We start from the raw sequence: 26,313 nt of genomic DNA, 5'->3' as shown, positions 1-26,313 counted from the left end.
CGCGGTGAGGTGCGGCTGTGGCTGTGGCTGTGGCGGACGCAGACGGCCGTCGGCGGCAGAGGTGGGGTTCACGGAGGTTCCTCATGGGGTCTTACGGCTCTCGTGGACGAGCCGTGCGGTACTGCGACGGGGGCGCGCGAAGGCGGCGCGTGTAAGCGGCGGGTGGAACGACGGGCGGAACGACAGGGGGTAATCGGAGTGGTTCGCAGGACGTGGGCGCGGTGCGGTAAGGCTCAGTGCTGCGACATGCAGTGCTGTGAGGCGCGGTGCGGCGTGGCTCGGTGCGGCGTGGCTCGGTGGAGCAGTTACGGGCGTTCAGGCTGTGCGCCGCCGCAGATGACGGGCGGAGTCCGCCTGGTGATGGGTCGGGGTGCGTGGGCAACGGCGGCCTCGCTATCGCGCTCGCCCGGCGGAATCGCCGGGCTCTTGGCATCGCTGGTCGGGGCGGTGTTGTGGGTCGCGGTGGCGCCCGTGGCCCTGGCTCTGCGCTTCTCCGCGCCGCCGGCCCTCTTCGTTGCGCTGCCGGTCGCCGTCTCGCCGAGGTTGGCGTCGGCCGGTGTGGGCGGGGGCCACTGCCGCCAGGGCGTCGGCGAGTCGGTCCAGCACCGCGGCCACCTGCTCGTCGCTGATGGTCAGGGGCGGCAGCAGCCGTACGACGCTGGTGTTGCGCCCGCCGAGCCCGACGATCAGGCCGCGCCGCAGGCACTCGCGCTGGACGGCGGACGCGAGGTGGGGCGCGGGTGGACGCGGCGAGCGGGCGCTGAACGGACCGGTCGCGGTCCGCGTGGCGTCGTCGGACGAGCTGTGCGGCAAGGGCACACCTGCCAGGCCACCGCCCCACGCCGCCACCGACGACGGACCGCTGCCGTCCCGAGCCGCACGCGACTCCGCCTCGGCTCCCGCCGCCGTGTCGGCCTCCGCCTCCGGGTCCACGAGTTCCACGCCGATCATCAGTCCCCGCCCCCGCACATCACCGACGTAGGCGAACTCCGTCCGCAAGACGCGAAGTTGTTTCAGGAGGCGAGCACCCAAGGTGGCCGCTCGTTCGGCGAGGCGGTGGTGCCGGACGTGCGCGAGGGTGGCCGCACCGGCTGCCATGGCCAGCTGGTTGCCGCGGAAGGGCCCGGCGTGGGCGTCCGGTGCGTCGGCGTCCAGGAGGTCGTCGCGGTGGACCACGGCGGCCAGCGGGAGGCTGCCGCCGATGGCTTTGGAGAGGATCATCACGTCGGGGGTCACCCCACTGTGCTCGACGGCCCAGAAGGTGCCGGTGCGGCCCACGCCGGTCTGCGACTCGTCGACGATCAGTGGGACGGACCGGGCAGCGGTGAGGTGTCGCATGCGGCGCATCCATTCGTCGGGCGCGGGGATCACGCCTTCCTCGCCCTGAACCGGTTCGAGGATCATCCCGGCGAGAGGAGCGGCCGAAGGGGAAATGGCAGGCGCGCCAAGGGCGGCGGAAGGGGCCGGCGCGCCGGGGTCCGCGGGGAAGGGCACCGCCGGATCCCCGGGAAAGGGCACCGCAGGATCCGCGCCGTTCAGCACGGCTTCGGCCCACTGGCCGGCGAGTTCGGCGCCGTGCGGGCCGCCCACGCCGAAGGGGCAGCGGTAGTCCTGTGGGTAGGGAAGCGGACGGTCGGTGAGGCCGATGGCGGTGCTGGACGTCTTGAGCGTCTCAGCGCCGGGCCCGTGGTCGGCGCCTGCGAAGGTGAGGACGGCGGTGCGGCCGGTCGCGGCCCGGGCGAGCGCGTAGGCCGTCGCCAGCGCGTCGGCGCCGGTAGGTCCGCAGAAACGTACGCGGGCGTGGTCCGCGAGCCCGGGCGGCAGGGTGCGCAGCAGCTCTGTGACGAAGGCGTCCTCGACAGGCGTCGTGAGGTCGGGCACGTGCAGGGGCGCTCCCGAGTCGAGGACCTCGCGGATCGCCGCCAGGACGACCGGGTGGTTGTGGCCGAGGGCGAGCGTGCCGGCGCCGGAGAGGCAGTCCAGGTAGCGGCGGCCGTCGGCGCCTTCGATGGTCAGTCCACGCGCCCGCACGGGCACGATGGGCAGGGCGTGGGGATAGGTGCGAGCTGCGGACTCGCGCGCCGGCGGGCGGCGCAGGATCTCCTCAGTCACAGCCACGGCTCCTAGTTCCCCGGCAGTTCACCGGACGCCGAGAGGTCGGCCGGCGTGGGCCCATCCGTTCCTCGCCCACCGCGCAGCCTCCTCACCACCGATCCACTCACCTCTCGCAGCACACAGCACTCGGCCTTCAGCACCCAGCACCCAGCACTCAGCCTTCGGCACTCAGCACCCAGCCCTCAGCCCTCAGCCGGCCCGTGCCCGAACGCCACCTCGCACCTCGGCCCGACGGACCATCCAGGTCCGGTGGCAGGCGTCACAGAACCGCGCAGCCTTACGGACCCCACCGCTACCAACCCCGCTGCACGCACGGGGTTACGGGTTGCTTCAAGATCCTTGCCGTGACGGAACCGTTGCCGTTCCGTCGGAAGTCCCCCACAGCGACCGCATAGTGTGGGGTGCCATTCCCAGAAGGCCGTGAGAGCAGCCTGAGCTCCCTGTGAGTTCGGTCGGGCTCGCGGCCCGCTGTGCCAAGTCCGTCCACATCAGGGGGAGTACCACCATGCGATCCACTCGGCCGTCGTTCACCGCTCGCCGGGAGGGGAGCGGGCGCCGCAGAACCTCCCCCGTCCTGACCGCTGTTGCCCTGGCCTCGGTGCTCACGCTCACCGCCACCGCCTGCGAGTCGGGGGACGCCGAGGCGGGCGCCGAGGCGACGGCTTCCGCGGCCGCGGGCGACGGCAAGATCACGATTCCGGACGACATCAAGGACCGGCTCAAGGAGCACGGGATCGACCTGGACAAGTGGCGGGACGGCGCTTGGAAGGACTGGAGCAAGGACGACTGGCTGCGCGAGGCCGAGGACTTCGTCAACCCGATCATCGAGGACCTGTGGGACCCGGACCGGATGCGCGAGGCGGAGGAGCCCGACCAGGAGGTCGACGAGAGCGACATCTCCGGTGACCAGGGCGTGACCGACCCCGAGCCTGCTCCGGTGCAGGCGGAGGCCGTACCGGCTTCGTACCACGCCAACGCTCCCGAGGCGGGCAAGGTGTTCTTCGACTCCCCCGAGGGCACGATGGTCTGCTCGGCGACGGTGGTGAAGGACCCGGCGCATCCCGGCAAGTCCAACATGGTGTGGACGGCGGGGCACTGCGTGCACGCGGGCAAGAGCGGTGGCTGGTACCGCAACATCGCGTTCGTGCCGTCGTACAACGACGCGGGCATGTCGACCGCGGAGCTCTCGGAGGCCACGACGGAAGAGGTCGCTCCGTACGGCGTCTGGTGGGGCGACTGGGTGCAGACCTCGGACCAGTGGATCGAGCAGGGCGGTGCGACCGGCGGCGACGGTGCTCCGTACGACTTCGCCGTCATCCATGTGACGCCGGAGGAAGGCAGCGGCGGGAAGTCGCTGGAGGAGATGGTCGGTTCGGCGCTGCCGGTGGACTTCAACGCCCCGGCCGTGTCGAAGATCGACGACATGACCGCGATCGGCTACCCGGCGGCGCCGCCGTACGACGGCCAGAAGCTGTACCAGTGCCAGGACAAGCCGGGTCGGCTGTCGATCAACGCCGCGGACCCGACGATGTACCGCATCGGCTGCACCATGACCGGCGGTTCGTCCGGTGGCGGCTGGGTCGCGACGGGCTCGGACGGCAAGCCGGCGCTGGTGTCCAACACCTCGATCGGCCCGGTGACCTCGGGCTGGCTGGCGGGTCCGCGGCTGGGCAAGGAGGCCAAGGGCATCTTCGACGAGGTGAGCGGTAAGTTCGCCGGCCAGTAGGCCCATGCCTGGGCGGTCCGCGACGACCGCGCACAACGGGTGGCGGCGGGATGCCGTAGGGAAACCTTCACCGTCTCGCCGCCGTTCGCCCTCAACTCCACGGGCATAGTGGGGTGTCGCACGGGTCGGTCCTGGGATGAGCCGACCGAGATCATGCATGACAAGTACATGACATTAACGCGTAAACACGGGGGTCCACGCACCATGCGTTCCATACGCACGCCCGCAACTCCGCACCGGCGTCGGCGTACCGTTCTCGCCGCCACCGGCCTCGTCGCCGCACTGGCAGTCGCCACGACCGCCTGTGAAGGCGGCGGCGAGGACGAGGCCGCCGACCAGGCCGGCGCCACCGCCTCGCAGGCCGCCGACGGGACCGCCGACGGCACCGGTGGCGGTGACGGCAAGGTCAAGATCCCGTCCGACATCGCCGACCGGCTCCAGGAGCACGGCATCGACGTCGACGCCTGGAAGAACGGCGGCTGGAAGAACTGGGACAAGGACAAGTGGCTCAGTGAGGCCAAGGATTTCGTCAACCCGGTGATCGAGGGGCTGTGGAAGCCGGAGCGGATGCAGTCCGCCGAGGAGGCCGACAAGACCGTCACGACGAAGGACGCGGCTGCCGGACAGGGCGTGAGCGACCCGGAGCCCCTGCCGGTCCGCGCCACGGCCGAGAAGACGCCGTACCACGACAACGCCGCCCCGGTCGGGAAGATCTTCTTCGACTCCCCCGAGGGCTCGATGGTCTGCTCGGGCACGGTCATCAAGGACGTGAACCACCCGGGCAAGTCCAACCTCGTCTGGACGGCCGGTCACTGCGTCCACGCCGGCACCGGTGGCGGCTGGTACCGGAACATCGTCTTCGTCCCGGCCTACAACGACCTCGGCAAGTCCGAGGCGCAGCTGCGCAACGCCGACCCGGTCGAGATCGCCCCGTACGGCAACTGGTGGGCGGACTGGGCCTCCACCTCGAACGGCTGGATCGAGGGCGGCTCGGCGAGCGGCGGCGCGGGGGCCGCGTACGACTACGCCGTGCTGCATGTGCAGCCGGAGCAGGGCGCGAAGTCGCTGGAGGAGACCGTCGGCGCGGCGCTGGACGTGGACTTCTCCGCGCCGGACGCGGCCGAGGCCGGGAAGATGGGCGCGTGGGGCTACCCGGCGGCGCCGCCCTACAACGGCCTGGACATGTTCAAGTGCATCGACCAGCCGGGCCGGTTCTCGCTGAGCGCCTCACTGCCGACGATGTACCGCATCGGCTGCACCATGACCGGTGGTTCCTCCGGTGGCGGCTGGTTCCGAGTGGTGAACGGTGAGACGCAGCTGGTCTCCAACACCTCGATCGGCCCGACCGACAACACCTGGCTGGCGGGCCCGCAGCTCGGCCAGGACGCCCAGGCGCTGTACGAGAGCATGAGCGAGACCTACGGCGGCCAGTGACGCCGACGGGCACCGCGCCCGCGACGCAGCGCACGACACGCGCGACGCGGTGCCCCACGTCCTCACCCGCGCCCACGTCCTCACCCGCGCCCTCGCCCTCACCCGCGCCCGCGCCCGCGCCCGCAAGGAACGGCACGGCACCACACCCACCAGGCAACACGTCGCAGGTCCCGACGCAACGCCGAAGGCCCGCCCCCCGCGCGATGCGGAGGGCGGGCCTTCGGGCTGTCAGCGGCGGTTGTCAGCCGCAGTCGGACAAGCCACGGTCGGGCAGGTCGGGCAAGCAGCGGTCCGGCAAGCCGCGCTCGGCCATGAGCCTCAGACAGCCGAAGCCGGAGCGTACGGCGTGAGTTCCGCCGCCAGTTCCTCGTGCACCCGGACCTTGAGCAGGGTGCCCTCCGCGGTGTGCTCCTCGGAGATCACCTCGCCCTCGTCATGGGCGCGGGCGACCAGCTTGCCGTGGGTGTAAGGCACCAGGGCCTCCACCTCGACCGCCGGGCGGGGCAGCTCGGCGTCGATCAGGGCCAGCAGCTCGGGGATGCCCCGGCCGGTACGGGCCGAGACCGCGATGGAGCGCTTCTCGTTCCGCATCAGCCGCTGGAGCACCAGCGGGTCCGCCGCGTCGGCCTTGTTGATCACGACGATCTCGGGAATGTCGGTCGCGCCGACCTCCCTGATCACCTCGCGCACGGCGGCCAGCTGCTCCTCCGGCACCGGGTGCGAACCGTCCACCACATGGAGGATCAGGTCGGAGTCGCCGACCTCCTCCATCGTGGAGCGGAACGCCTCGACCAGGTGGTGCGGCAGGTGCCGGACGAAGCCGACGGTGTCGGCCAGCGTGTAGAGACGGCCGCTCGGGGTCTCGGCCCGGCGCACGGTCGGGTCGAGGGTCGCGAACAGCGCGTTCTCGACCAGCACGCCCGCGCCGGTGAGACGGTTGAGCAGCGAGGACTTGCCGGCGTTGGTGTAGCCCGCGATCGCGACGGAGGGCACCTTGTGGCGGCGCCGTTCCTGGCGCTTGATCTCGCGCCCGGTCTTCATGTCCGCGATCTCCCGGCGCATCTTCGCCATCTTCTCGCGGATCCGACGCCGGTCCGTCTCGATCTTGGTCTCACCAGGACCACGGGTGGCGAGGCCGCCGCCCTTGCCGCCGCCCATCTGACGGGACAGCGACTGACCCCAGCCTCGGAGCCTCGGCAGCATGTACTGCATCTGCGCGAGCGCGACCTGCGCCTTGCCCTCTCGGGACTTGGCGTGCTGGGCGAAGATGTCCAGGATCAGGGCCGTACGGTCGATGACCTTGACCTTGACGACGTCTTCGAGGTGGATCAGCTGGCCCGGGCTCAGCTCACCGTCGCAGATGACGGTGTCCGCGCCCGTCTCGATCACGATCTCGCGCAGTTCCTCGGCCTTGCCGGAGCCGATGTAGGTGGCCGCGTCGGGCTTGTCACGGCGCTGGACGACGCCGTCGAGCACGAGCGCGCCCGCCGTCTCGGCGAGGGCGGCGAGCTCCGCGAGGGAGTTGTCCGCGTCCTGCACGGTCCCCGAGGTCCAGACGCCGACGAGCACGACCCGCTCCAGGCGGAGCTGACGGTACTCGACCTCGGTGACGTCCTCGAGCTCGGTGGAGAGGCCCGCCACGCGGCGCAGAGCCGCGCGCTCGGAGCGGTCGAACTGGTCGCCGTCCCGCTCTCCGTCGATCTCGTGGCTCCAGGCGACGTCCTCTTCCATCAGGGCATCGGCCCGAAGACCTTCGGGGTAGTCGTGCGCAAAGCGCTTGGTGTCCTGGGAAGGGGAAGAAGAGGAGGTCATTGGGTCCTTACGTCGTTGGGGGTTCCGTTGGTGCGGCGACGGAGCGGCGGCGGAGGTCTCCGGTCGCCGCCCATGGCGGGCGGAGCCGTTCCGTCACTGCTCACAACGCACGAGTACCCCGGGAGATTCCCGTGCACCCTGCGGTGCGTGCCTGCCGTGCGTGCTGCCTGAAGATGGTCGCACGGGACGCCCCGTCTCGTCACCGTGTTATTGCCCGGCCGTCACCGCACTCATGCCGCGTTCGGCGCCGCCGACTTCCAGTCCGGGTGCCCCGGCATCGGCGGAGTCTTCTCCGCGTAGAGCCAGCCCGCGAAGAAGCCGGTGAGATCGCGGCCGGCCATCTCGGAGGCGAGGTGTACGAAGTCGGCGGTGGTGGCGGTGGCATCCCGGTGGCGGCTGACCCAGGCGCGCTCCAGCCGATCGAACGCCGGGGCGCCGATCTCCTGGCGCAGCGCGTAGAGGATCAGCGCGGCGCCGTCGTAGACGTTCGGCCGGAAGATGCCGAGCCGGCTGCCGGCCGCGGGGACCTTGGGCGCGGCGGGCGGACCGCCTGCCGCGCGCCAGCGGTCGGAGGCTCCGTACGCGGCCTTCATCCGGGCCTCCAGAGGACGGTCGGCCTTCTCCTCCGCGTACAGGGCCTCGTACCAGGTGGCGTGTCCTTCGTTGAGCCACAGGTCGGACCAGGTGCGCGGGCTGACGCTGTCGCCGAACCACTGGTGGGCCAGCTCGTGGACCATGATCGATTCGACGTACCAGGGGGGCAGGGCCGGGTCGGTGAACAGGTCTTTCTCGAAGAGGGAGAGCGTCTGGGTCTCCAGTTCGAAGCCGGTGATGGCGTCCGCCATGAGCACGCCGTACGCCTCGAAGGGATACGGGCCGACCTTGTTCTCCATCCAGACGATCTGGTCGGGCGTCTTCGCCAGCCACGGTTCCAGCCGCTCCCGGTGCTCGGTGGGCACGACGTCGCGTACCGGCAGTCCGTGCGGGCCGGTGCGGTGCACCACCGTGGAGCGGCCGATGGAGACCTGGGCCAGCTCGGTGGCCATGGGGTGGCGGGTCCGGTAGGTCCAGGTGGTGCCGCCGTCGGCCCGGTCCGCCGGATCGGACGGCAGGCCGTTGGCGACGGCCGTGAAGCCCTCCGGCGCGGTGATCCGGAAGGTGAACATGGCCTTGTCCGAGGGATGGTCGTTGCACGGGAAGACCAGGTGCGCGACATCGGCCTGGTTCGCCATGGCGAGGCCGTCGGCGGTCCGCACCCAGCCGCCCTCGCGGCCCTTGCCGGCCACGGGGTCGCTGGTGTGGCGCACGACGATGCGCAGCCACCGTCCCGCGGGCAGCGAGTCCCGGGGGGTGATCACCAGGTCCTCGCCGGCCGCGGCGTAGGAGGCGGCCGCCTCGCCGTTGATCTCGACCGACTCCACCTGTCCGCGGGCGAAGTCGAGGTTGACGTGCTCCAGCTCGTCGGTGGTCCGGGCGTCGATCGTCGTGACCGCCTTCAGCGGCTTGTCGTTGGTGCCCGGATAGGTGAGGGAGAGGTCGTACGCCGCCACGTCGTATCCGGGGTTCCCGAGGTGCGGGAAGAGGCGGTCGCCGACGCCCAGCGGGGCCGGCGGCGCGCTCGCGGCGACGAGGCAGACGGTGACGGCGGAGGCGAGCAGCGCCGCCTTCAGCCGACGAGGGGCACGGATGCGAGGGGTGTGCGGCATGTCCCACGGCTACCAGCGCCCGCCCGGCGCACGGTGACGGCGCGCGCCGGGCCCACTCGAACGGGGTGCCGTCGGGCCGTCAGTGGGCCGAAGCGGGGTGCTGCGCCCGGGTCACGTCGTACACGCCGGGGACGTTGCGCATCGCGCGCATCAGGGCGGGCAGCCCGGCGGCGTCGGGCAGCTGGAGGGTGTAGGTGTGACGGACCCGCTGCTGGCTCGGGGGTTCGACGGTGGCGGAGACGATCTCGGCGCCCTCCAGGGCGATGGCCTCCGTCAGATCCGCGAGGAGGTGCGGGCGGCCGAACGATTCAGCGACGAGAGTGACACGGCCCCCGGAGGTCTCGTTCTCGGCGTCTTCGCCCCAGTGCACCGCCACCTCCGCCCGGCCCGCGCCCTTCATCCGGGTCACGGCCGCGCACCCGACGCGGTGCACGGTCACCACTCCCCCGCGTACCGCGAAGCCGGTGACCTCGTCGGGCGGTACGGGCGTACAGCAGCCGGCGAGCCGTACCGTCGCGCCGGGCCGGTCGGCGACGGCCGGTACGGCGGCCCCGGCCGCGAACGCCCGGAGCGCCCCGGAGGCGTCCTGGTAGGGGGTTCGCTCGGCGGCCGCGCGGGACCGCTGGGCAGCCGCGTGGGACCGCTGGGCCGCGGGAAGCCCGTGTTCGGGCCGCGCGCCAAGGGCCCCGGCGTCCTGTTCCGCGGCGGCACCGCCGGTCGGGTCGGTGCGGGCGTCGTCCTCCACGGGCGCCGTCGGATGCGTCGCCAGCCACCGCTGGATGGCGATCCGCGCGGCCGGGGTGTGGGCGTGCTCCAGCCACTCGCGCGACGGCTCCGACGCCGGGTCCTGCCCCATGAGCAGTTGCACGGTGTCGCCGTCGCGCAGCACGGTGCTCAGCGTCGCGAGCCGGCCGTTGACGCGCGCCCCGAGGCAGGCGTGCGCGTCCTCGCCGTACTGCGCGTAGGCGGCGTCCACGCAGGTGGCGCCCTCGGGCAGGCCGAGGGTGCCGCCGTCGGGCCGGAACACGGTGATCTCGCGGTCCTGCGCCAGGTCCTCGCGCAGCGTCGACCAGAAGGTGTCGGGGTCGGGCGCGGCCCGCTGCCAGTCCAGGAGGCGGGAGAGCCAGCCGGGCCGGGTGGGGTCGACGCGCTCGCCGTCGCCGGCGGACTGCTCCTCCGGGGGCGTCGCGTAGGGGTTGCCGAGCGCGACCACGCCGGCCTCGGCCACCTTGTGCATCTGATGGGTGCGGATGAGGACTTCGGCGACCTGTCCGTCGGGGCGGGCGACGGCGGTGTGCAGCGACTGGTAGAGGTTGAACTTCGGTACGGCGATGAAGTCCTTGAACTCCGAGACCACCGGCGTCATACAGGTGTGCAGTTCGCCGAGGACGCCGTAGCAGTCGGCGTCCTCGTTCACCAGGACCAGGATCCGCCCGAAGTCGGCGCCGCGCAGCCGGCCGCGCTTGCGGGAGACGCGGTGCACGGAGACGAAGTGCCGCGGCCGGATGAGGACTTCGGCCTGGATGTCGGCCTCGCGCAGCACACCGCGCATCTCGTCGGCCATCTCGGCGAGCGGGTCGTCGCTCCGGCCGGCGTTGTCGACGATCAGCTTGCGGGTGTGCTCGTACTCCTCCGGGTGGAGGATCGCGAAGACGAGGTCCTCCAGTTCGGTCTTGAGCGCCTGCACGCCGAGCCGTTCGGCGAGTGGGATGAGGACGTCCCGGGTGACCTTGGCGATCCGGGCCTGTTTCTCGGGGCGCATCACGCCGAGGGTGCGCATGTTGTGCAGCCGGTCGGCGAGTTTGATCGACATCACGCGGACGTCGTTGCCGGTGGCGACGAGCATCTTGCGGAAGGTCTCGGGTTCGGCGGCGGCACCGTAGTCGACCTTCTCCAACTTGGTGACGCCGTCGACGAGATAGCGCACCTCCTCGCCGAACTCCTCGCCGACCTGGTCCAGGGTGACGTCCGTGTCCTCGACGGTGTCGTGCAGCAGGGAGGCGGTCAACGTGGTGGTCTCGGCGCCGAGTTCGGCGAGGATGAGGGTCACCGCGAGCGGATGGGTGATGTACGGCTCGCCGCTCTTGCGCATCTGGCCGCGGTGCGAGGACTCCGCCAGCACATAGGCGCGGCGCAGTTGTTCGAGGTCGGCGTCAGGGTGGTGGGCGCGGTGCGCGTCGACCACATGGCTGATGGCGTCCGGCAGCCGGTCCCGGGCGGCCGGGCCGAGCAACGCGGCGCGTCCCAGTCGGCGCAGGTCGATCCTGGGCCGGCTCCTCCTGCGCTGGGCTGCGGGCGCCGTGGGCGCCAGGGCGCTGGTCACGGGGTCCGTCACAGCGCCTGGGCTCGCAGGGTTCGTGGCCTCCGCACTCATGGGCACCTCCGGCTGCGTGGACCGGCGGACGGGGTGCCCAGGGGCGGACACGGCTCAGGGGATGGCGACGTCTCCCCCGTCCGGGCCGGTGCTTGATGCTACCGAGCCCATCACGCGTGGCCGACCGCCTCTCGCCGAGCGTGAAACGGATCACCCATTCGAGCGACGGAAAAGACGTTTACGGCAGAGCGGGACGGAACCGGAAAGTCACGGCGGCCGAGACGACCGGAGACGGGGCGGGGCGCGGCGGAGAAGGGCGGGAGAAGGACCGGGGCCGCGACCGGAGGGTCACCGCCGGGCGCGCCGCCCGCGAAAGCGGCGGCACCCGAGCGGCGCAGGGCGTCGGCCGTCAGCGCGTCGCGCCCGCCAGCCACTCCTCGTCGATCTCGCCCTCGGCGACGATCACCGCGGGGCCGGTCATCTCGATCTGGCCGTCGGGCCGCTCGGTGATCACCAGGCGTCCGCCGAGGACGTCCACCGTGTAGGTGACGGGCGTGCCGGTGACGGCCGGGTCGGCGCCGTCCCGGCGGGCGGTGGCGACGGCCACGGCGCACGCGCCCGTGCCGCACGAGCGGGTCTCGCCGGAGCCGCGCTCGTGCACGCGCATGGCGACGTGCCGCGGGCCGCGGTCGACCACGAACTCGACGTTCACCCCGTCCGGGTAGGCGGTGGCCGGGCTGAACGGCGGCGGGGCCGACAGGCTGCCGGCGTCCGCGAGATCGTCGACGAAGGCGACCGCGTGCGGGTTGCCCATGTTCACGTTCCGCGCGGGCCAGCTGTGCTCGTCGACGCTCACCGTGACCTCGCCCTCGGGCAGCAGTGCCTTGCCCATGCCGACGGTGACGTCGCCGTCCTTGGCGATGTGCACGGTCTTCACGCCCCCGCGCGTGGCGACGGCGAGGTCGCCCTCGGCGACCAGCCCGGCGTGCTGGAGGTAGCGGGCGAACACCCGTACGCCGTTGCCGCACATCTCCGCGATCGAGCCGTCACCGTTGCGGTAGTCCATGAACCACTCGGCCTCGGCGGCCATCTTCTGGGCCTCCGGGTGGGCGGCGGAGCGCACCACGTGCAGCAGTCCGTCGCCGCCGATGCCCGCGCGGCGGTCGCACAGCGCGGCGACGGCGGCCGGGGGCAGGTCGATGGCGTTCTCGGGGTCCGGGACGATCACGAAGTCGTTCTCGGTGCCGTGGCCCTTGAGGAAGGCGATCCGCGTGCTCATTCCTCGATCGTACGGGGTGGATACGACACCGGGCCGAGCGGTCCGGAGGGCGAAGCGGTCGAGCGGAGCCTCGGTCGAGCGGTCCGGCGGGCGGACGGTCGAGCAGTCCAGCGGAACGGCGGTCGAGCGGTCTGGCCTGCGAGCGCTCCGGGCTGCGAGCGCTCCGGGCTGCGAGTGATCTGGCCTGCGAGCGGCCTGCCCTGCGACTCGGCTCAGCGCAGCCGTGCCACGCGCCACACCGCCAGGACGACCACCGCGGCGACCACCACGACGTACGCGATCACGACGCGCCAGTCGGGTCGGCGCCCGGAGCCGCGCTGCGGCAGGCCGGGCCAGGTGTAGCCCACCCTGCGGGCGGCCATCATGCCCCAGCCGGCCGCGCAGGAGCAGATGAGCAGCCCCAGCATGGCGATCATGGCGCCGCTGTCGCCGAAGTCGAAGGCGAGCGGGAACGCGAACATCAGGGAACCGAGCGCGCCCAGGCCGACGATCGGCGCCAGCTGCCACAGCCGCAGCAGCCGCTGGGGACGCAGTTCGACCTCGACCTCGGGTCCGCCGACGAACATCTCGTCGGGCTCGGGACCGTCGTCGGTCACCCCGACCTCGGCCTCTTCCGGCCCGTCAGGGCTCAGGCGGTCGTCTTCCCGCTCCGCCGCGCCACCTTCGGTGGTGGCGTGCTCGGCGCTTCGTGCGGTGTCGCGAGGGCCGGCCTCCATCGCCACGCGCCCTCCCAACTAGGACTCCACTTGGTCGATCGAAGCTCGATGATGGCACGGCGCCGGAGGCCCCGATGACGGCCGGAGCGTCCCGATGCCATGACGTGATCAGGCTGTAACCGGTCGTTCGACCAACGTCAGGGCGAGCCGAGGAAGTTCCGCCAGGTCCGCCGCGGCCCCACTCAGCCAATGCACCCGCGGGTCGCGCCTGAACCACGAATCCTGACGGCGCGCGAAGCGCTTGGTGGCGCGGACGGTCTCGTTCCGGGCCTCGTCGAGGGTGCACTCCCCGGCGAGCGCCGAGAGCACCTGCTGGTAGCCGAGCGCGCGCGACGCGGTACGCCCCTCGCGCAACCCCTGCGCCTCCAGTGCGCGCACTTCCTCGACGAGCCCGGCGTCCCACATCCGGTCGACCCGGCGGGCGATGCGCTCGTCCAGCTCGGGCCGTGCCACGTCGACGCCGATCTGGAGGGTGTCGTAGACCGAGTCGTGGCCGGGCAGGTTGGCGGTGAAGGGCTGGCCGGTGATCTCGATCACCTCCAGGGCCCGGACGATACGGCGGCCGTTGCTCGGCAGGATCGCCCGGCCGGCGCCGGGGTCGGCGGCGGCGAGCCGGGCGTGCAGGGCGCCGGGACCGCGCAGGGCGAGTTCCTCCTCCAGGCGCGCCCGTACCTCGGGGTCGGTGCCGGGGAACTCCAGGTTGTCCACGGCCCCGCGGATGTACAAGCCGGAGCCGCCGACCAGGATCGGCCAGCGTCCCGCGGCGAGCAGCGCGTCGATCCGCTCACGGGCGAGCCGCTGGTACTCCGCGACTGAGGCGGTGACGGTGACGTCCCAGATGTCCAGGAGGTGGTGCGGGACGCCGTCGCGCTCCTCGGGCGTCAGCTTGGCGGTGCCGATGTCCATCCCCCGGTACAGCTGCATGGAGTCCGCGTTGACGACCTCCCCGCCGAGTTGCCGGGCGAGGAAAACACCCAGATCGGACTTTCCGGCCGCGGTGGGTCCGACGACGGCGATGACGCGGGGGGTGGGGGCTGCGCTGCTCACCGCACCAGTCTCGCAAACCTCCCAGGGTGACCTCGAACGAGTTACGTGACAACCCGGATCCGGGTTCGTTGCCCGTTGCGAGGTTTCAGCCGCCGGTTCACAGGGGCGGTGACCCGGGCGGCGCAAACGGACGCACCGGGCGACGCGGGATTTCGCCCGCACGAGTAATGTATGGAGTGGATATGGGCGTTTTTGCGCGACTTTTCCGGAGGTCGAAGGCGACGGAGGAGGCGTCGACCGCCGAGGCACAGGCCGACACGTCGGCCGGCTCCGAGGCGAAAGAGGCTGCGGCAGCGACGGAATCGGCAGCGACGGAATCGGCCGGGTCGGCCGAGGCCGGAACCGACGCCAAGACGGACGCGGCGACGGAGACGGACACGAGCGCGGCGACGGACACCGCGGAGGCCGGTGCGGCCGACGAGTCCGGCGCCTCGGACGCCGTCGGAATCCCCCAGCAGCAGTCCGCCGCGAAGGCGGCCGACAACGAGGCCGACAAGAACGCCCACACGTAGACCGCCCGCGAGGGAAGGTGAACCCATGGGTCTTATCGACAATCTGAAAGCCAAGCTCGGCCCGGCGAAGGACAAGGTCTCCGGCCTCGCGCAGCACCACGGGGACAAGATCACACACGGCATCGACAAGGCCGCTAAGGCCGTGGACGAGCGCACCAAGGGCAAGTACAGCGACAAGATCCACTCGGGGACGGGCAAGGCCAAGCACGCGATGGACCGGCTCGCTCACAAGGACGAGCCCGGCTCGGGCCACACCCACCCGGGCGGCATGGGTCATGGCCGTACCGGCCCCGGTGGCATGGGCCCTGGCAGCACCGGCACGACGCCGCCCGGTCCACCGCCGCCCACCTCCTGAAAGCAATCGACGGCGCACACATCCGGCGGACGGCCGCGGAGCACCAGGCTCCCCGGCCGTCCGCCGTTTCCGCTACGACCAGGCGGCCACCAGGTAGCCCACTCCGTACGGGGCGTCCTCGTACAGCAGCGCGCCGCCGAGCCCGGCGCCCTCGGCCGCGCCCGCGAGCACCTGCCACGGCGCCCGGCCCGACACCTTCAGCTCCCTGGCCAGCCCGGCGTCGATCGCCTTGAGTGCCTCGACGTCCGCCTCCGCCAGCGCCCGCGCGATCTCCGCGTCGAAGGGCTCCGCCCGCTCGTCCAGATAGCCCGGCGCCTTGACGGTCCGGCACGCGCTGGCGTCACCCATCACCAGCAGCGCCACCCGGCCGGCCTGCCCCGCGATGTCCTTCCCGACTTCGATACACCGCTCGACGTCGAGCGGTTCCCCCACGCCCAGTCCCTCGATCGGGGCATCGGACCACCGGGTCCGCTCCAGCAGCCACGCGGCGACCGCCAGCGACGGCGGCAGTTCACGCTCGGTCGCGGCGGCCTGCTCCCGGCCCAGCCGTACGTCGAGTTCCACGCCGAAGCCGCGGAAGGAGCCCGACGTGCCCTCCGGGTGCAGTCCGCGGCCGCTCTCGTCGGCGGGCCCGACGACCACCAGCCGGTCCGGGCGGGCGGCGGCGAGCACCCCGAGCGCGTCCGCGCACGCGGCGCGCGCGGAGTCGAGTTCGGGCGCGGCGCCGGCGGCGACCGCGGGAACCAGGACGGGCGGGCAGGGGCAGACAGCGGCGGCGACAAGCATGATCGGCAGCGTAACCCCACCGGGGAGTCGCGGCTCACTCCATCCCCGCGACGCCCCGCAGGTCACTCAGGCCGATGTGGCCTCGCAGCTCACCGCCGGCCCGTGACGCCGGCGCTTCCGTCGGCTGCACCTCGCCGCTGACTGCCGCCGAACCTCGCGACGCCAGGGCCCTCCGTCGGCTCAACCCGGCTGCCGCCTGCCGCCTGCCGCCGACCCCCGCGACGCCCGAGGCGACCCGGGCGCCCGAGGCACCCAGGTCTTCCGCGTCGTACGCGTCGTACGCGCCGTACGCGCCGTACGCGCCGTACGCGCCGTCCAGCTCAGTCGCAGCCGCAGCCGCTGCCCGTGGCGACCGGCAGCGGTGCGGGCGCGCCGATCTTCGGCAGGCCGAGCATCACGCCGGCCGGCTTGGCGGCCTCGGCGGCGTTGCGCTTCTCCCAGGCGTCCCCCGCGCGGGTGCGGCGCACGTCCAGGACGGCGCCCTCGGCGAGGAGGTGGTGCGGGGCGGCGTAGGTGATCTCGACGGTGACGACGTCGCCGGGGCGCACTTCCTGGTCCGGCTTGGTGAAGTGGACCAGGCGGTTGTCGGGGGCGCGACCGGACAGCCGGTGGGTGGCGCCGTCCTTGCGGCCCTCGCCCTCGGCGACCATCAGCTCCAGGGTGCGGCCGACCTGCTTCTTGTTCTCGTCCCAGGAGATCTCCTCCTGGAGGGCGACCAGCCGCTCGTAGCGCGCCTGGACGACTTCCTTGGGGATCTGGTCGTCCATCTCGGCGGCCGGGGTGCCGGGGCGCTTGGAGTACTGGAAGGTGAAGGCCTGGGCGAAGCGGGCCTCGCGCACCACGTGCAGGGTCTGCTCGAAGTCCTCCTCGGTCTCGCCGGGGAAGCCCACGATGATGTCGGTGGTGATCGCCGCGTGCGGGATGGCGGCGCGCACCTTCTCGATGATCCCCAGGTAGCGCTCCTGGCGGTAGGAGCGGCGCATCGCCTTCAGGACGGTGTCCGAGCCGGACTGCAGCGGCATGTGGAGCTGGGGCATCACGTTCGGCGTCTCGGCCATGGCGGCGATGACGTCGTCGGTGAAGTCGCGCGGGTGCGGGGAGGTGAAGCGCACCCGCTCCAGGCCCTCGATGTTCCCGCAGGCGCGCAGCAGCTTGCTGAACGCCTCGCGGTCGCCGATGTCGGAGCCATAGGCGTTGACGTTCTGGCCGAGCAGGGTGATCTCGCTGACGCCCTCGGCGACCAGGGCCTCGACCTCGGCGAGGATGTCGCCGGGACGGCGGTCCTTCTCCTTGCCGCGCAGCGCCGGGACGATGCAGAAGGTGCAGGTGTTGTTGCAGCCGACGGAGATCGACACCCAGGCCGCGTACGCGCTCTCGCGGCGGGTGGGCAGCGTCGAGGGGAACGCCTCCAGGGACTCGGCGATCTCGACCTGCGCCTCCTCCTGGACGCGGGCGCGCTCCAGCAGGACCGGCAGCTTGCCGATGTTGTGGGTGCCGAAGACGACGTCCACCCAGGGCGCCCGCTTCACGATGGTGTCGCGGTCCTTCTGGGCGAGGCAGCCGCCGACGGCGATCTGCATGCCGGGCCGGCTCGCCTTCTTCGGGGCGAGGTGGCCGAGGTTGCCGTACAGCCGGTTGTCGGCGTTCTCACGGACCGCGCAGGTGTTGAAGACGACGACGTCCGCCTCGCCGTCCGAGCCCTCGGGCGCGCGCACGTAGCCGGCGTCCTCGAGCAGACCGGACAGTCGCTCGGAATCATGGACGTTCATCTGGCACCCGTAGGTGCGTACTTCGTAAGTTCTGACGCCCACTGCCTGGCTCCGGTCGATGCTGCTCATGGGACAAGGGTAGGCGGTCGGCGGACGTGGCTCGGGCCGCCTGTGGACAACCGGCGGGCGACGGGACGGTCACCCGGTCGGCTCACGGCTCGATCAGGCCGGCGCGTATCGCGTACCGGGTCAGTTCGAGCCGGTCGCGCAGACCGAGCTTGTGCAGCAGGTTCGCGCGGTGGCGCTCCACCGTCTTGGCGCTGATGAACAGCAGCTCGGCGATCTCCTTCGAGGTGTGGCCCTCCGCGACGAGCTTCAGGATCTCCTCTTCCCGCTCGGTGACGGCCCGCGCGGGCACCTTGGCGTCGCCGCGGTGGAGGCGGTCCAGGTAGGCGCGGACCAGGGCACGCTCGGCGCCCGGGTAGACGAAGGGTTCGTCGCGCATGGCGGCGCGGCAGGCCTCGACCAGGTCGCGGTCGGCCACGGACTTCAGGACGTAGCCGCAGGCGCCGGCCTTCAGGGCTTCGAAGAAGTACTGCTCGTTGTCGTACATGGTGAGGATGAGGATGCGCAGGCCGGGCAGCCGGCGGGACAGTTCGCGGGCGGCCTGGAGGCCGGTCATGCGGGGCATGGCGACGTCCAGGACGGCCAGGTCGACATCGCCGGCACGCGCGCGTGCGACCGCTTCCGCGCCGTCCCCGGCCTCGGCGACGACCGTGAGATCCGGCTCGCCGTCCAGGATGAGGCGTACGCCACGGCGTACGAGGGTGTGGTCGTCGGCGAGCAGGACGCGGACGGGGGCGCTCATCGGCCCCTGCCCCTCGCGCACCTGGGCGGTCATCGGCCCTCCTCCGGTGCGCACGGGATCCGCATGCGCACGTCGGTGCCGCGGTGCGGTCCCGGCCCGAGCGTCAGCTCCGCCCCGATCAGCAATGCCCGCTCCCGCATCCCGCCGATGCCCGCGCCGTCGGCCGCCGCCTGGCCGAGGCCCTTGCCGTTGTCGCGGACGAGCAGCTCGACGCCGCCGGGGACGGGCCCGAGGCGGAGCTCCGCGCGGTCGCCGCCTGAGTGCCGCGCGGTGTTGGTGAGCCCTTCCTGGGCCACCCGGTAGATCACGAGTTCGGTCTCCTCGCTGAGCGGGGGCAGCTCGCCGCGCACCTCGTGCCGCACCGTCAGCCCGTGGGCGGTGAATTCGCCGGCCAGCGAGCGCAGCGCACTGGCCAGGCCTAGTTCCTCCAGCACTCCGGGGCGCAGCCGGCGGGCTATCCGGCGGATCTCGTCCAGGCCCGCGCGGGTGGCCTCCTGTGCCTGGCCCACCTCCTCGCGCAGCGCGTCGGGCGCGAGGTCGGCGACCCGCTTGAGCTGGAGCAGTACGGCGGTGAGGGTCTGGCCGACCTCGTCGTGCAGCTCCCGCGCGATGCGCCGGCGTTCGCGTTCCTGCGCGGAGAGCGCGTGCGCGGCGCTGGTGGCGCGTTCCGTCTCCAGGCGGTCGAGCATCGTGTTGAAGGTGGTGATCAGCTCGGCGGTCTCCGCGGGTCCGGCGACGACCGCGCGGGGGCCCGGTCGCAGCAGGTCCGCGGCGGCCATGGCCCGGCCGAGCCGCCGCAAGGGGGCCAGTCCGATGCGCAGGACGGCCGCGTTGCCGGCCAGCATCGCCGCCAGGCCGCCGACGACGACCAGGGCCTCGCCCGGCAGCACGGGGGTGGACACGGTGACGGGGCCCAGCAGCAGCGCGGCTGCGGCGATCAGCCCCACGGAGTTGAGCGAGAAGATCCGCCAGAACAGCGACACGCTCCCGACTCCGCTCCCTTCGGCCCCCGGGCCGGCTTGCGGGCACTGCGGTGCCCGGTCCAGCCTCGCCGCCGCACGCCGCCCGCGTATATCCGTGACAACACCCATGTCGTCACCGTACGGGCGGGTGACAGCATGAGGAGTCCGTGGTCCCCCACCACGAGCGGGGGACCACCTGCTGTACAGAGCCGGGCGAGCAAAGGGAAGAGACGTGTCCGCTCCACGCCTGAGGGCGACTCCGCTGCCGGGTATCGGGGTCCAGTACGACCTCGTGACACGAGAACAGCGCCATCTGTCCGTGGTCGCCCATCGCGACGGTGCCCGCACGGTCGGCGTGTACCGCGCGGACGACCCCGACTCCTGCGCCCAGTCGTTGCGGCTGACCAGTGCCGAGGCGGGCGCGCTGATCGACGCGCTGAAGCCGTCGCACCACAGCACGAGCCTGCTCTACACCACCGACCTCGGTCTCGTGGCGGAGCGGATCGAGGTGGCGGCGACCTCGCACTGGAACGGGCGGGTGCTCGGCGAGACCCGGATGCGCACGGAGACCGGCGTGTCCGTGGTGGCGGTGCTGCGGCGTGCCGAGGCGATCCCGTCGCCGGCCCCGGACTTCCGGCTGGCGGGCGGGGACATCCTGATCGTCATCGGCACCCGGGAGGGCGTCGAGGCCGCCGCCGCGATACTCGGGCGGGAGTGACGGGTGCACTCCGCGGTCCTGTTGATCGAGTTCGGTTCCATCATTCTCGGCCTCGGCCTGCTCGGCCGGTTCGCCGCGCGGTTCCACTTCTCGCCCATCCCGCTGTACCTGCTGGCCGGTCTGGCGTTCGGCGAGGGCGGTCTGCTGCCGCTCGGCGCGAGCGAGGAGTTCATCGCCACCGGCGCCGAGATCGGCGTGATCCTGCTGCTGCTGATGCTCGGCCTGGAGTACACGGCGAGCGATCTCGTCTCCAATCTCAAGGCGCACTACCCGGCCGGACTGGTCGACTGTGCCCTCAACGCCCTGCCGGGGGCCGTCGCCGCGCTGCTGCTCGGCTGGGGGCCGGTGGCCGCCGTCGTCCTGGCCGGCGTGACCTGGATCTCCTCCTCCGGGGTCATCGCCAAGGTGCTCGGCGAGCTGGGCCGGATCGGCAACCGGGAGACCCCGGTGATCCTCAGCGTGCTGGTCCTGGAGGACCTGGCGATGGCCGTGTACCTGCCGATCGTGACGGCGCTGGTCGCCGGGGTCGGGCTGGCGGCCGGCAGTGTGACGCTGGCGATCGCGCTCGGGGTCGCGGGGCTGGTCCTCTTCGCGGCGGTGCGCTACGGCCGGGTCATCTCGCGGTTCGTCTCCAGCGACGACCCGGAGAAGCTGCTGCTGGTGGTGCTCGGTCTGACCATTCTGGTCGCCGGTGTCGCCCAGCAGCTCCAGGTGTCCGCCGCCGTGGGCGCCTTCCTGGTCGGCATCGCGCTGTCCGGCGAGGTCGCGGAGGGCGCGCACACCCTGCTGAGTCCGCTCAGGGACCTGTTCGCGGCAGTGTTCTTCGTCTTCTTCGGGCTGCACACCGACCCGGCGAGCATTCCTCCGGTGCTGCTGCCGGCCCTCGCGCTGGCCGTCGTCACCGCCCTGACGAAGATCGCCACCGGCTACTGGGCGGCCCGGCGGGCCGGGATCTCCGTCAAGGGCCGCTGGCGTACGGGCGGTGCGCTGGTGGCACGGGGCGAGTTCTCGATCGTCATCGCGGGGCTGGCGGTCACCGCGGGCATCGAGCCGTCCCTCGGGCCGCTGGCCACGGCCTATGTGCTCCTCCTGGTCGTCCTCGGCCCGGTCACCGCGCGGTACACCGAGCCGTTGGCGATGTGGTGGACCCGCCGCGCCACCGCCCGCGCGGGAGCCCCGGAAGCGGTACGGCAGGAGCCGGAGCAGCGGGCGCAGGCGCCGGTGGGCGACTGAGTCCCATGCCTCCTCAGCCAGCTCAGGCTTCCCCAGCCCGTCCAGGCTTCCGCAGCCCGCTCAGGCCTCCCCAGGCCTCCTGAGCCCGGCCGGTCCTCGGCCGGGCCCCGCCGCTGCTCGGCCGGCTCTCGGCCTGGTCCCGCCGGTCCCCGGCCCGGCTTCACCGCGCCTGGCCCTCCTCCGCCCGCCAGCCCTGGCGCCGCAGCACCGCGCCGACGTCCGGCGCCCGGTAGTGCTCGCCCTTGAGGACCTTGCCGTCGGCTCTGCGGGCGACGGTGCCGTCGGGGCCCAGCTTGGACATGTTGGCGCGGTGGATCTCGGCGAGCACCTGGTCCAGGTCGATGCCGTGGACCAGGGCGGTGCCGTACGCCACGTAGACCACGTCGGCCAGTTCGTGCGCGAGCCGGTCGAGCGGGCCGGAGACCGAGACCTCGGCGACCTCCGCGGCCTCCTCGGCCAGCAGTTCGCCGCGGTGCGCGGCCAGCTCGGGCGGGACCGCCGTCGGCGTGCTGCGGGCGTCCAGGCCGAAGGCGAGGTGGAATTCACGGACCAGGTCGGCGGGCGAGGTACTCATGCGTCGACTGTATCGACCGCCTCCGACAGTCCCCGCTGTGATTCCGGCCCTGGTCAGGTGGGCGTGCGGGCTGGCAGGATCGCGCGCATGTCCAAGCTGCTCCCCCGTGTCGAACGGCGCCTCGCCCTGCGGACCGCGGCCGCCGGTGTCGTCGTCCTCGGGCTGCTGGTGTGGTGGGTGCTGCCCCTGGAGGAGGAGCCCCCGCGCGGGACCATCACCTTCAGCACGGGCACCCGCGCGGGCGTCTACTACGAGTACGGGGACCGGCTGCGCAAGGTACTGGCCGCGGACATGCCGGACCTGAAGGTGGAGCTGCTGACCAGCGCGGGCTCGCAGGAGAACGTCGCCCGCGTGGCCACCGGCAAGGCCGACTTCACCATCGCCGCCGCGGACGCGGTGGAGACGTACAAGCGTGACGGTGCCGGAGCGGACCGGCTGCGCGGGGTAGCCCGCCTGTACGACGACTATGTGCAGCTCGTCGTGCCGCCGGACTCGGACATCCGGTCCGTGAAGGACCTGCGCGGCAAGCGGGTCGCCATAGGGCTGCCCGATTCGGGGGTGCGGCTGATCGCCACCCGGGTGCTGAAGGCGGTCGGCATCGACCCGGAGAAGGACATCACGCCGTACTCGGACGGCATCGACACCGGGCCGAACCAGCTCGGGAAGCGGCTGGACGCGTTCTTCTGGTCGGGCGGCCTGCCGACGGCCGGACTGCGCGCGCTCGCCCACAAGCCCTCGTTCCGGTTCGTCCCGATCAAGGCGAGCCTCGTGACCAAGCTGCACAAGGAGAGTGCCGCCACGCGGCACTACCGCGCGACCAACATGCCGGAGTCCGCCTACCCCACCATCCAGGACGGCGAGCCCGTGCCGACGATCGCGGTCTCCAATCTGCTGATCACGCGCAAGGACATGGATCCCCGGCTGACCGAATGGCTGACCCGGTCGGTCATCGACAGCCGGGACGGCATCGGCGCGCACGTCCACTCCGCACAGCTCGTCGACGTGCGCACCGCGATCTACACGGATCCGCTGACCCTGCACCAGGGCGCTCGGCGGTACTACCGCTCGGTGAAGCCGTAGGCCACCGTCCCGTCCGTGCAGCCGTAGGCCACCGTCCCCTCGGCACAGCGGTAAGGCACCGTCCGCGCGGTGCCCGTCGGCGGACCCGCCCGGCAGGCTGCCCCAGACTCACCGCCGCCGGACGATCGCGCCCGCGCGGACTCACCGCCGCCGGACGATCGCTCTCCTTCGGGCTTGTCGCAGGCGGGTGATCGCGCTGCCGCCGCTCACACCGCCGGCGCGCTCCTCGGCACCTTGACGGTCACCTTCAGCCCGTGCGGCTCGTGGGCCTCGTACGCGATCGAGCCGCCCGCCGCGGCGAGCAGCGCGCGGGTGATGGAGAGGCCGAGGCCGGAGCCCTTGATGTTCTGGTGGCGGCCGCTGCGCCAGAAGCGGTCACCCACGCGGGAGAGCTCCTCGTCGGTCAGACCAGGTCCGTGGTCGGCGACGACGACGGTCGAGGTGTCGCCGTTGGAGGCGACCGTGACCAGCACGCTCTCGCCGGCCGGAGTGAACTTCAGCGCGTTGTCGATGACCGCGTCCAGGGCGCTGGACAGGGTGACCGCGTCGGCCCAGGCGGTGGTGGGCGGGCAGTCGGCCTCCAGGCGTACGCCCTTGGCCTCGGCGGTGGGCGCCCAGGCGGCGACCCGCTCGGCGGTCAGCGCGCCGATGTCGGTGATCTCCAGTTCCGCCTCGGCGTGCTCGGCGAGCGCCAGGTCGAGCAGGTCGTCCAGGACCTGGGCCAGCCGCTTGCCCTCGGTCTGCACCGAGGCGATCTCCGCGTTGCCCTCGGGCAGTTCGAACGCGAGCAGTTCGATGCGCAGCAGCAGGGCCGCGAGCGGGTTGCGCAGCTGGTGCGAGGCATCGGCGACGAAGGCGCGCTGCTGCTCCAGGACGTCCTCGACGTTGTCGGCCATCTCGTTGAACGACCGGGCCAGCCGCCTCAGCTCCGGCGGCCCGCTCGCGACCGCCACCCGGGACTTCAGCCGCCCGGTGGCGATGTCGTGGGTCGTGGCGTCCAGGACGCGTACCGGCTTGAGCACCCAGCCGGTGAGCCGCAGCGCCGCGCCGACGGCCAGCAGCATCGCGGCGGTCTCGCCCGCGACGATGACGAGCCAGCCCTGGAGGATGCGCGAGCGCATCGGCCCGGTCGGCGAGTCGGTGACCACGACGGCGACGACGTCGCCGTCCCGGATGACCGGTGAGGCGACGACCAGGCGGCCGCGTTCCCAGGGCCACACCTGCTTCGGGTCGTGACTGCGCCGGCTGAGGAACGCCTCGTCGAACGCGTCCCGCACCTCGCCTGTTCGGGGGATCACCGAGTCGGCGGGCGCATGAGCCATGGGGGTGCGGTTGCGGTAGAAGACACCGGCACGAATGTCGTAGACCTTGTAGTAGCTGAGCAGCTCGCGTCTGAGCGTCTCGCGGCGCTCGTCCTTGGCGTCGGGCGCGGCGGTGACGAACTGTGCGAGGGCCGCGAACCGCGCGGTGTCGTCGATGCGGTCGACGACCACATTCTGCTGCTGTGCGGCGGCCAGGCTGACGGCGAGCGGGATGCCGAGCGCCAGCAGCACGGCCGCCATCAGGACGATGAGCAGCGGCAGGAGACGTGTGCGCACCCTGCCCCGCTACGCGCCGGGGGCGACGAGCCGGTAGCCGACGCCGCGGACGGTCTCGATCAACGCCGGCATGCGCAGCTTGGACCGCAGGGAGGCGACGTGCACCTCCAGGGTGCGTCCGGTCCCCTCCCAGCTGGTGCGCCAGACCTCGCTGATGATCTGCTCCCTGCGGAAGACCACGCCGGGGCGCTGGGCCAGCAGGGCGAGCAGGTCGAACTCCTTGCGGGTCAGCTGGACGACCGAACCGTCGACGCTGACCTGGCGGGTGGCCAGTTCGATCCGTACGGACCCCAGGAGCAGGGCGGTCTCGCCGGTGCCCGCGGCGTCCTCGTGGACGGTGCGCCGGCTGACCGCGTGGATCCGGGCGAGCAGCTCCCCGGTGTCGTACGGCTTGACCACGTAGTCGTCGGCCCCGAGGTTGAGGCCGTGGATGCGGGAGCGGACGTCGGACCGCGCGGTGACCATGATGACCGGGGTGGCGGTGCGCTTGCGGATCTTGCTGCACACCTCGTAGCCGTCCTGGTCGGGCAGTCCCAGGTCGAGCAGGACGACGCCGAAACCGGCGCCCTCGGGGACGAGGGCCTGCAGGGCCTCCTCGCCGCTGCGCGCGTGGGTGACGTCGAAGCCGTGCCGCGCGAGGATCGCGGACAGAGCGGTGGCGACATGGTTGTCGTCCTCGACGAGGAGCAGTCTCATCCGGCCCCCTTCGGTTCATCGGCTGTTCGGGTCACTGTGGCTGAGCGCGGGTACGCGCGCGTGCACATGGCAGTCACGCTGATGGATGACGACGGCGTCAAGAGGGTTCCGGTTGCGGTGGCCCCGAAGTTATCCGCCCGATACGCTCGCAGGTCACAACTGCTACAACAGGTGTCCGATTGCTATCGGATCGTGATGCTCAGATTCCCCTCAGATGTAATGACGCAGGTCGCGTAGGGTTATTAGTGTCCTCCGAAACCCGAGGAGGACGGAGCCAGTAAGCGATGACCGAAGTATCGGTGGCCAAGGAAGACGTGGCCGCGACCGGCGAACTGGTCGTCCTGAAGAGCGTCAACAAGCACTTCGGCGCGTTGCACGTACTCCAGGACATCGATCTGACGATCGCCCGCGGTGAGGTCGTCGTGGTCATCGGGCCCTCCGGGTCCGGGAAGTCCACTCTGTGCCGCACCATCAACCGCCTGGAAACGATCGACACCGGCACCATCACGATCGACGGGAAGCCGCTGCCCCAGGAGGGCAAGGAGCTGGCCCGGCTGCGCGCCGACGTCGGCATGGTGTTCCAGTCCTTCAATCTCTTCGCGCACAAGACCGTGCTCGAGAACGTCATGCTCGGCCAGATCAAGGTCCGCAAGACGGACAAGAAGAAGGCCGAGGAGAAGGCGCGCGCCCTGCTCGACCGGGTCGGCGTCGCCAGCCAGGCGGACAAGTACCCGGCGCAGCTCTCCGGTGGCCAGCAGCAGCGTGTCGCCATCGCGCGGGCGCTCGCCATGGGTCCCAAGGTCATGCTCTTCGACGAGCCGACGTCGGCTCTCGACCCGGAGATGATCAACGAGGTCCTCGAGGTCATGCAGCAGCTCGCCCGCGAGGGTATGACCATGATCGTGGTCACCCACGAGATGGGCTTCGCGCGATCGGCCGCCAACCGGGTGGTGTTCATGGCGGACGGCCGGATCGTCGAAGAGGCCGCGCCCGACCAGTTCTTCAGCAACCCGCGCAGTGATCGCGCCAAGGACTTCCTGTCGAAGATCCTGCACCACTGACCGGCCCGTCGC

Annotated in this window: 22 protein-coding genes; 8 read left to right on the top strand and 14 right to left on the bottom strand. The window is 72.0% G+C overall.

What is annotated here, in order from left to right; genetic code table 11:
- Positions 1–393: 393 nt before the first annotated feature.
- A complete protein-coding gene (locus tag ABT232_RS09370) occupies positions 394–2,112 on the bottom strand; it encodes an aminotransferase class III-fold pyridoxal phosphate-dependent enzyme (protein WP_351838112.1) in 1,719 nt (572 codons plus the stop codon).
- Positions 2,113–2,620: 508 nt separating this feature from the next.
- On the opposite strand from ABT232_RS09370, the gene ABT232_RS09365 reads away from it, so the two are divergent.
- Complete coding sequence (locus ABT232_RS09365; RefSeq protein WP_351838109.1) at positions 2,621–3,841, top strand: trypsin-like serine peptidase; 1,221 nt, start codon at positions 2,621–2,623, stop codon at positions 3,839–3,841.
- A gap of 204 nt (positions 3,842–4,045) precedes the next feature.
- Entirely contained in the window at positions 4,046–5,275 is a 1,230-nt protein-coding gene (locus tag ABT232_RS09360; RefSeq protein ID WP_351838107.1) for a trypsin-like serine peptidase, read from the top strand.
- Positions 5,276–5,593: 318 nt separating this feature from the next.
- Here ABT232_RS09360 and hflX read toward each other — a convergent pair whose 3' ends face one another.
- The 6 genes from hflX to miaA all read right to left on the bottom strand — a co-directional run bounded on the left by hflX (position 5,594) and on the right by miaA (position 14,149).
- Positions 5,594–7,087, bottom strand: a complete 1,494-nt coding sequence (gene hflX, locus ABT232_RS09355) for a GTPase HflX (RefSeq protein WP_351838104.1) — start codon at positions 7,085–7,087, stop codon at positions 5,594–5,596.
- A gap of 230 nt (positions 7,088–7,317) precedes the next feature.
- On the bottom strand, positions 7,318–8,793 hold the full coding sequence (locus ABT232_RS09350) for a M1 family metallopeptidase (RefSeq protein WP_351838102.1): 1,476 nt from the start codon (positions 8,791–8,793) through the stop codon (positions 7,318–7,320).
- Between the two features lie 79 nt (positions 8,794–8,872).
- Complete coding sequence (locus ABT232_RS09345) at positions 8,873–11,167, bottom strand: RelA/SpoT family protein (RefSeq protein ID WP_351838100.1); 2,295 nt, start codon at positions 11,165–11,167, stop codon at positions 8,873–8,875.
- Between the two features lie 349 nt (positions 11,168–11,516).
- Positions 11,517–12,386 (bottom strand): diaminopimelate epimerase, encoded by an 870-nt coding sequence (gene dapF, locus ABT232_RS09340; RefSeq protein WP_351838098.1) that lies wholly within the window; start codon positions 12,384–12,386, stop codon positions 11,517–11,519.
- Between the two features lie 212 nt (positions 12,387–12,598).
- Positions 12,599–13,102, bottom strand: coding sequence for a hypothetical protein (locus ABT232_RS09335; RefSeq protein ID WP_351838427.1), 504 nt, complete (start codon positions 13,100–13,102; stop codon positions 12,599–12,601).
- Between the two features lie 108 nt (positions 13,103–13,210).
- Positions 13,211–14,149, bottom strand: coding sequence for a tRNA (adenosine(37)-N6)-dimethylallyltransferase MiaA (gene miaA, locus ABT232_RS09330; protein WP_351838096.1), 939 nt, complete (start codon positions 14,147–14,149; stop codon positions 13,211–13,213).
- 182 nt (positions 14,150–14,331) lie between these two features.
- Here miaA and ABT232_RS09325 point away from each other — a divergent pair, with 182 nt between their 5' ends.
- Entirely contained in the window at positions 14,332–14,661 is a 330-nt protein-coding gene (locus ABT232_RS09325; protein WP_351838094.1) for a hypothetical protein, read from the top strand.
- A 25-nt stretch (positions 14,662–14,686) separates the two neighbouring features.
- Positions 14,687–15,016, top strand: a complete 330-nt coding sequence (locus ABT232_RS09320; RefSeq protein ID WP_351838092.1) for an antitoxin — start codon at positions 14,687–14,689, stop codon at positions 15,014–15,016.
- A gap of 72 nt (positions 15,017–15,088) precedes the next feature.
- On the opposite strand, the gene ABT232_RS09315 is transcribed toward ABT232_RS09320, so the two are convergent.
- The 4 genes from ABT232_RS09315 to ABT232_RS09300 form a co-directional block, all read right to left on the bottom strand.
- Positions 15,089–15,802: a class III extradiol dioxygenase subunit B-like domain-containing protein gene (locus ABT232_RS09315; RefSeq protein WP_351838089.1), complete on the bottom strand. Its 714-nt coding sequence runs from the start codon at positions 15,800–15,802 to the stop codon at positions 15,089–15,091.
- A gap of 320 nt (positions 15,803–16,122) precedes the next feature.
- On the bottom strand, positions 16,123–17,640 hold the full coding sequence (miaB, locus tag ABT232_RS09310) for a tRNA (N6-isopentenyl adenosine(37)-C2)-methylthiotransferase MiaB (RefSeq protein WP_351838086.1): 1,518 nt from the start codon (positions 17,638–17,640) through the stop codon (positions 16,123–16,125).
- 82 nt (positions 17,641–17,722) lie between these two features.
- On the bottom strand, positions 17,723–18,379 hold the full coding sequence (locus ABT232_RS09305) for a response regulator (protein ID WP_351838424.1): 657 nt from the start codon (positions 18,377–18,379) through the stop codon (positions 17,723–17,725).
- A 29-nt stretch (positions 18,380–18,408) separates the two neighbouring features.
- On the bottom strand, positions 18,409–19,362 hold the full coding sequence (locus ABT232_RS09300) for a HAMP domain-containing sensor histidine kinase (protein ID WP_351838084.1): 954 nt from the start codon (positions 19,360–19,362) through the stop codon (positions 18,409–18,411).
- 211 nt (positions 19,363–19,573) lie between these two features.
- Here ABT232_RS09300 and ABT232_RS09295 point away from each other — a divergent pair, with 211 nt between their 5' ends.
- Both ABT232_RS09295 and ABT232_RS09290 read left to right on the top strand, forming a co-directional pair.
- Entirely contained in the window at positions 19,574–20,059 is a 486-nt protein-coding gene (locus ABT232_RS09295; RefSeq protein WP_351838081.1) for a cation:proton antiporter regulatory subunit, read from the top strand.
- A 3-nt stretch (positions 20,060–20,062) separates the two neighbouring features.
- Positions 20,063–21,292: a cation:proton antiporter gene (locus ABT232_RS09290; protein WP_351838080.1), complete on the top strand. Its 1,230-nt coding sequence runs from the start codon at positions 20,063–20,065 to the stop codon at positions 21,290–21,292.
- Between the two features lie 160 nt (positions 21,293–21,452).
- On the opposite strand, the gene ABT232_RS09285 is transcribed toward ABT232_RS09290, so the two are convergent.
- Positions 21,453–21,866, bottom strand: coding sequence for a pyrophosphohydrolase domain-containing protein (locus ABT232_RS09285; RefSeq protein ID WP_351838077.1), 414 nt, complete (start codon positions 21,864–21,866; stop codon positions 21,453–21,455).
- Between the two features lie 87 nt (positions 21,867–21,953).
- On the opposite strand from ABT232_RS09285, the gene ABT232_RS09280 reads away from it, so the two are divergent.
- Positions 21,954–22,946: a TAXI family TRAP transporter solute-binding subunit gene (locus ABT232_RS09280; RefSeq protein WP_351838075.1), complete on the top strand. Its 993-nt coding sequence runs from the start codon at positions 21,954–21,956 to the stop codon at positions 22,944–22,946.
- A gap of 206 nt (positions 22,947–23,152) precedes the next feature.
- On the opposite strand, the gene ABT232_RS09275 is transcribed toward ABT232_RS09280, so the two are convergent.
- Positions 23,153–24,544, bottom strand: a complete 1,392-nt coding sequence (locus ABT232_RS09275; RefSeq protein ID WP_351838073.1) for a sensor histidine kinase — start codon at positions 24,542–24,544, stop codon at positions 23,153–23,155.
- Between the two features lie 9 nt (positions 24,545–24,553).
- Positions 24,554–25,240 carry a response regulator transcription factor gene (locus tag ABT232_RS09270; RefSeq protein WP_351838070.1) on the bottom strand — a complete coding sequence of 229 codons (687 nt, stop codon included), beginning with the start codon at positions 25,238–25,240 and terminating at the stop codon, positions 24,554–24,556.
- A gap of 284 nt (positions 25,241–25,524) precedes the next feature.
- On the opposite strand from ABT232_RS09270, the gene ABT232_RS09265 reads away from it, so the two are divergent.
- On the top strand, positions 25,525–26,301 hold the full coding sequence (locus ABT232_RS09265) for an amino acid ABC transporter ATP-binding protein (RefSeq protein ID WP_351838068.1): 777 nt from the start codon (positions 25,525–25,527) through the stop codon (positions 26,299–26,301).
- The last annotated feature ends 12 nt before the right edge of the window (positions 26,302–26,313 follow it).

It is taken from the genome of Streptomyces sp. NPDC001532 (assembly GCF_040298625.1).
Taxonomy (GTDB): Bacteria; Actinomycetota; Actinomycetes; order Streptomycetales; family Streptomycetaceae; genus Streptomyces.
Note: the sequence above shows the minus strand (reverse complement) of the source record. Positions and strands in the feature narration are given on the sequence as shown.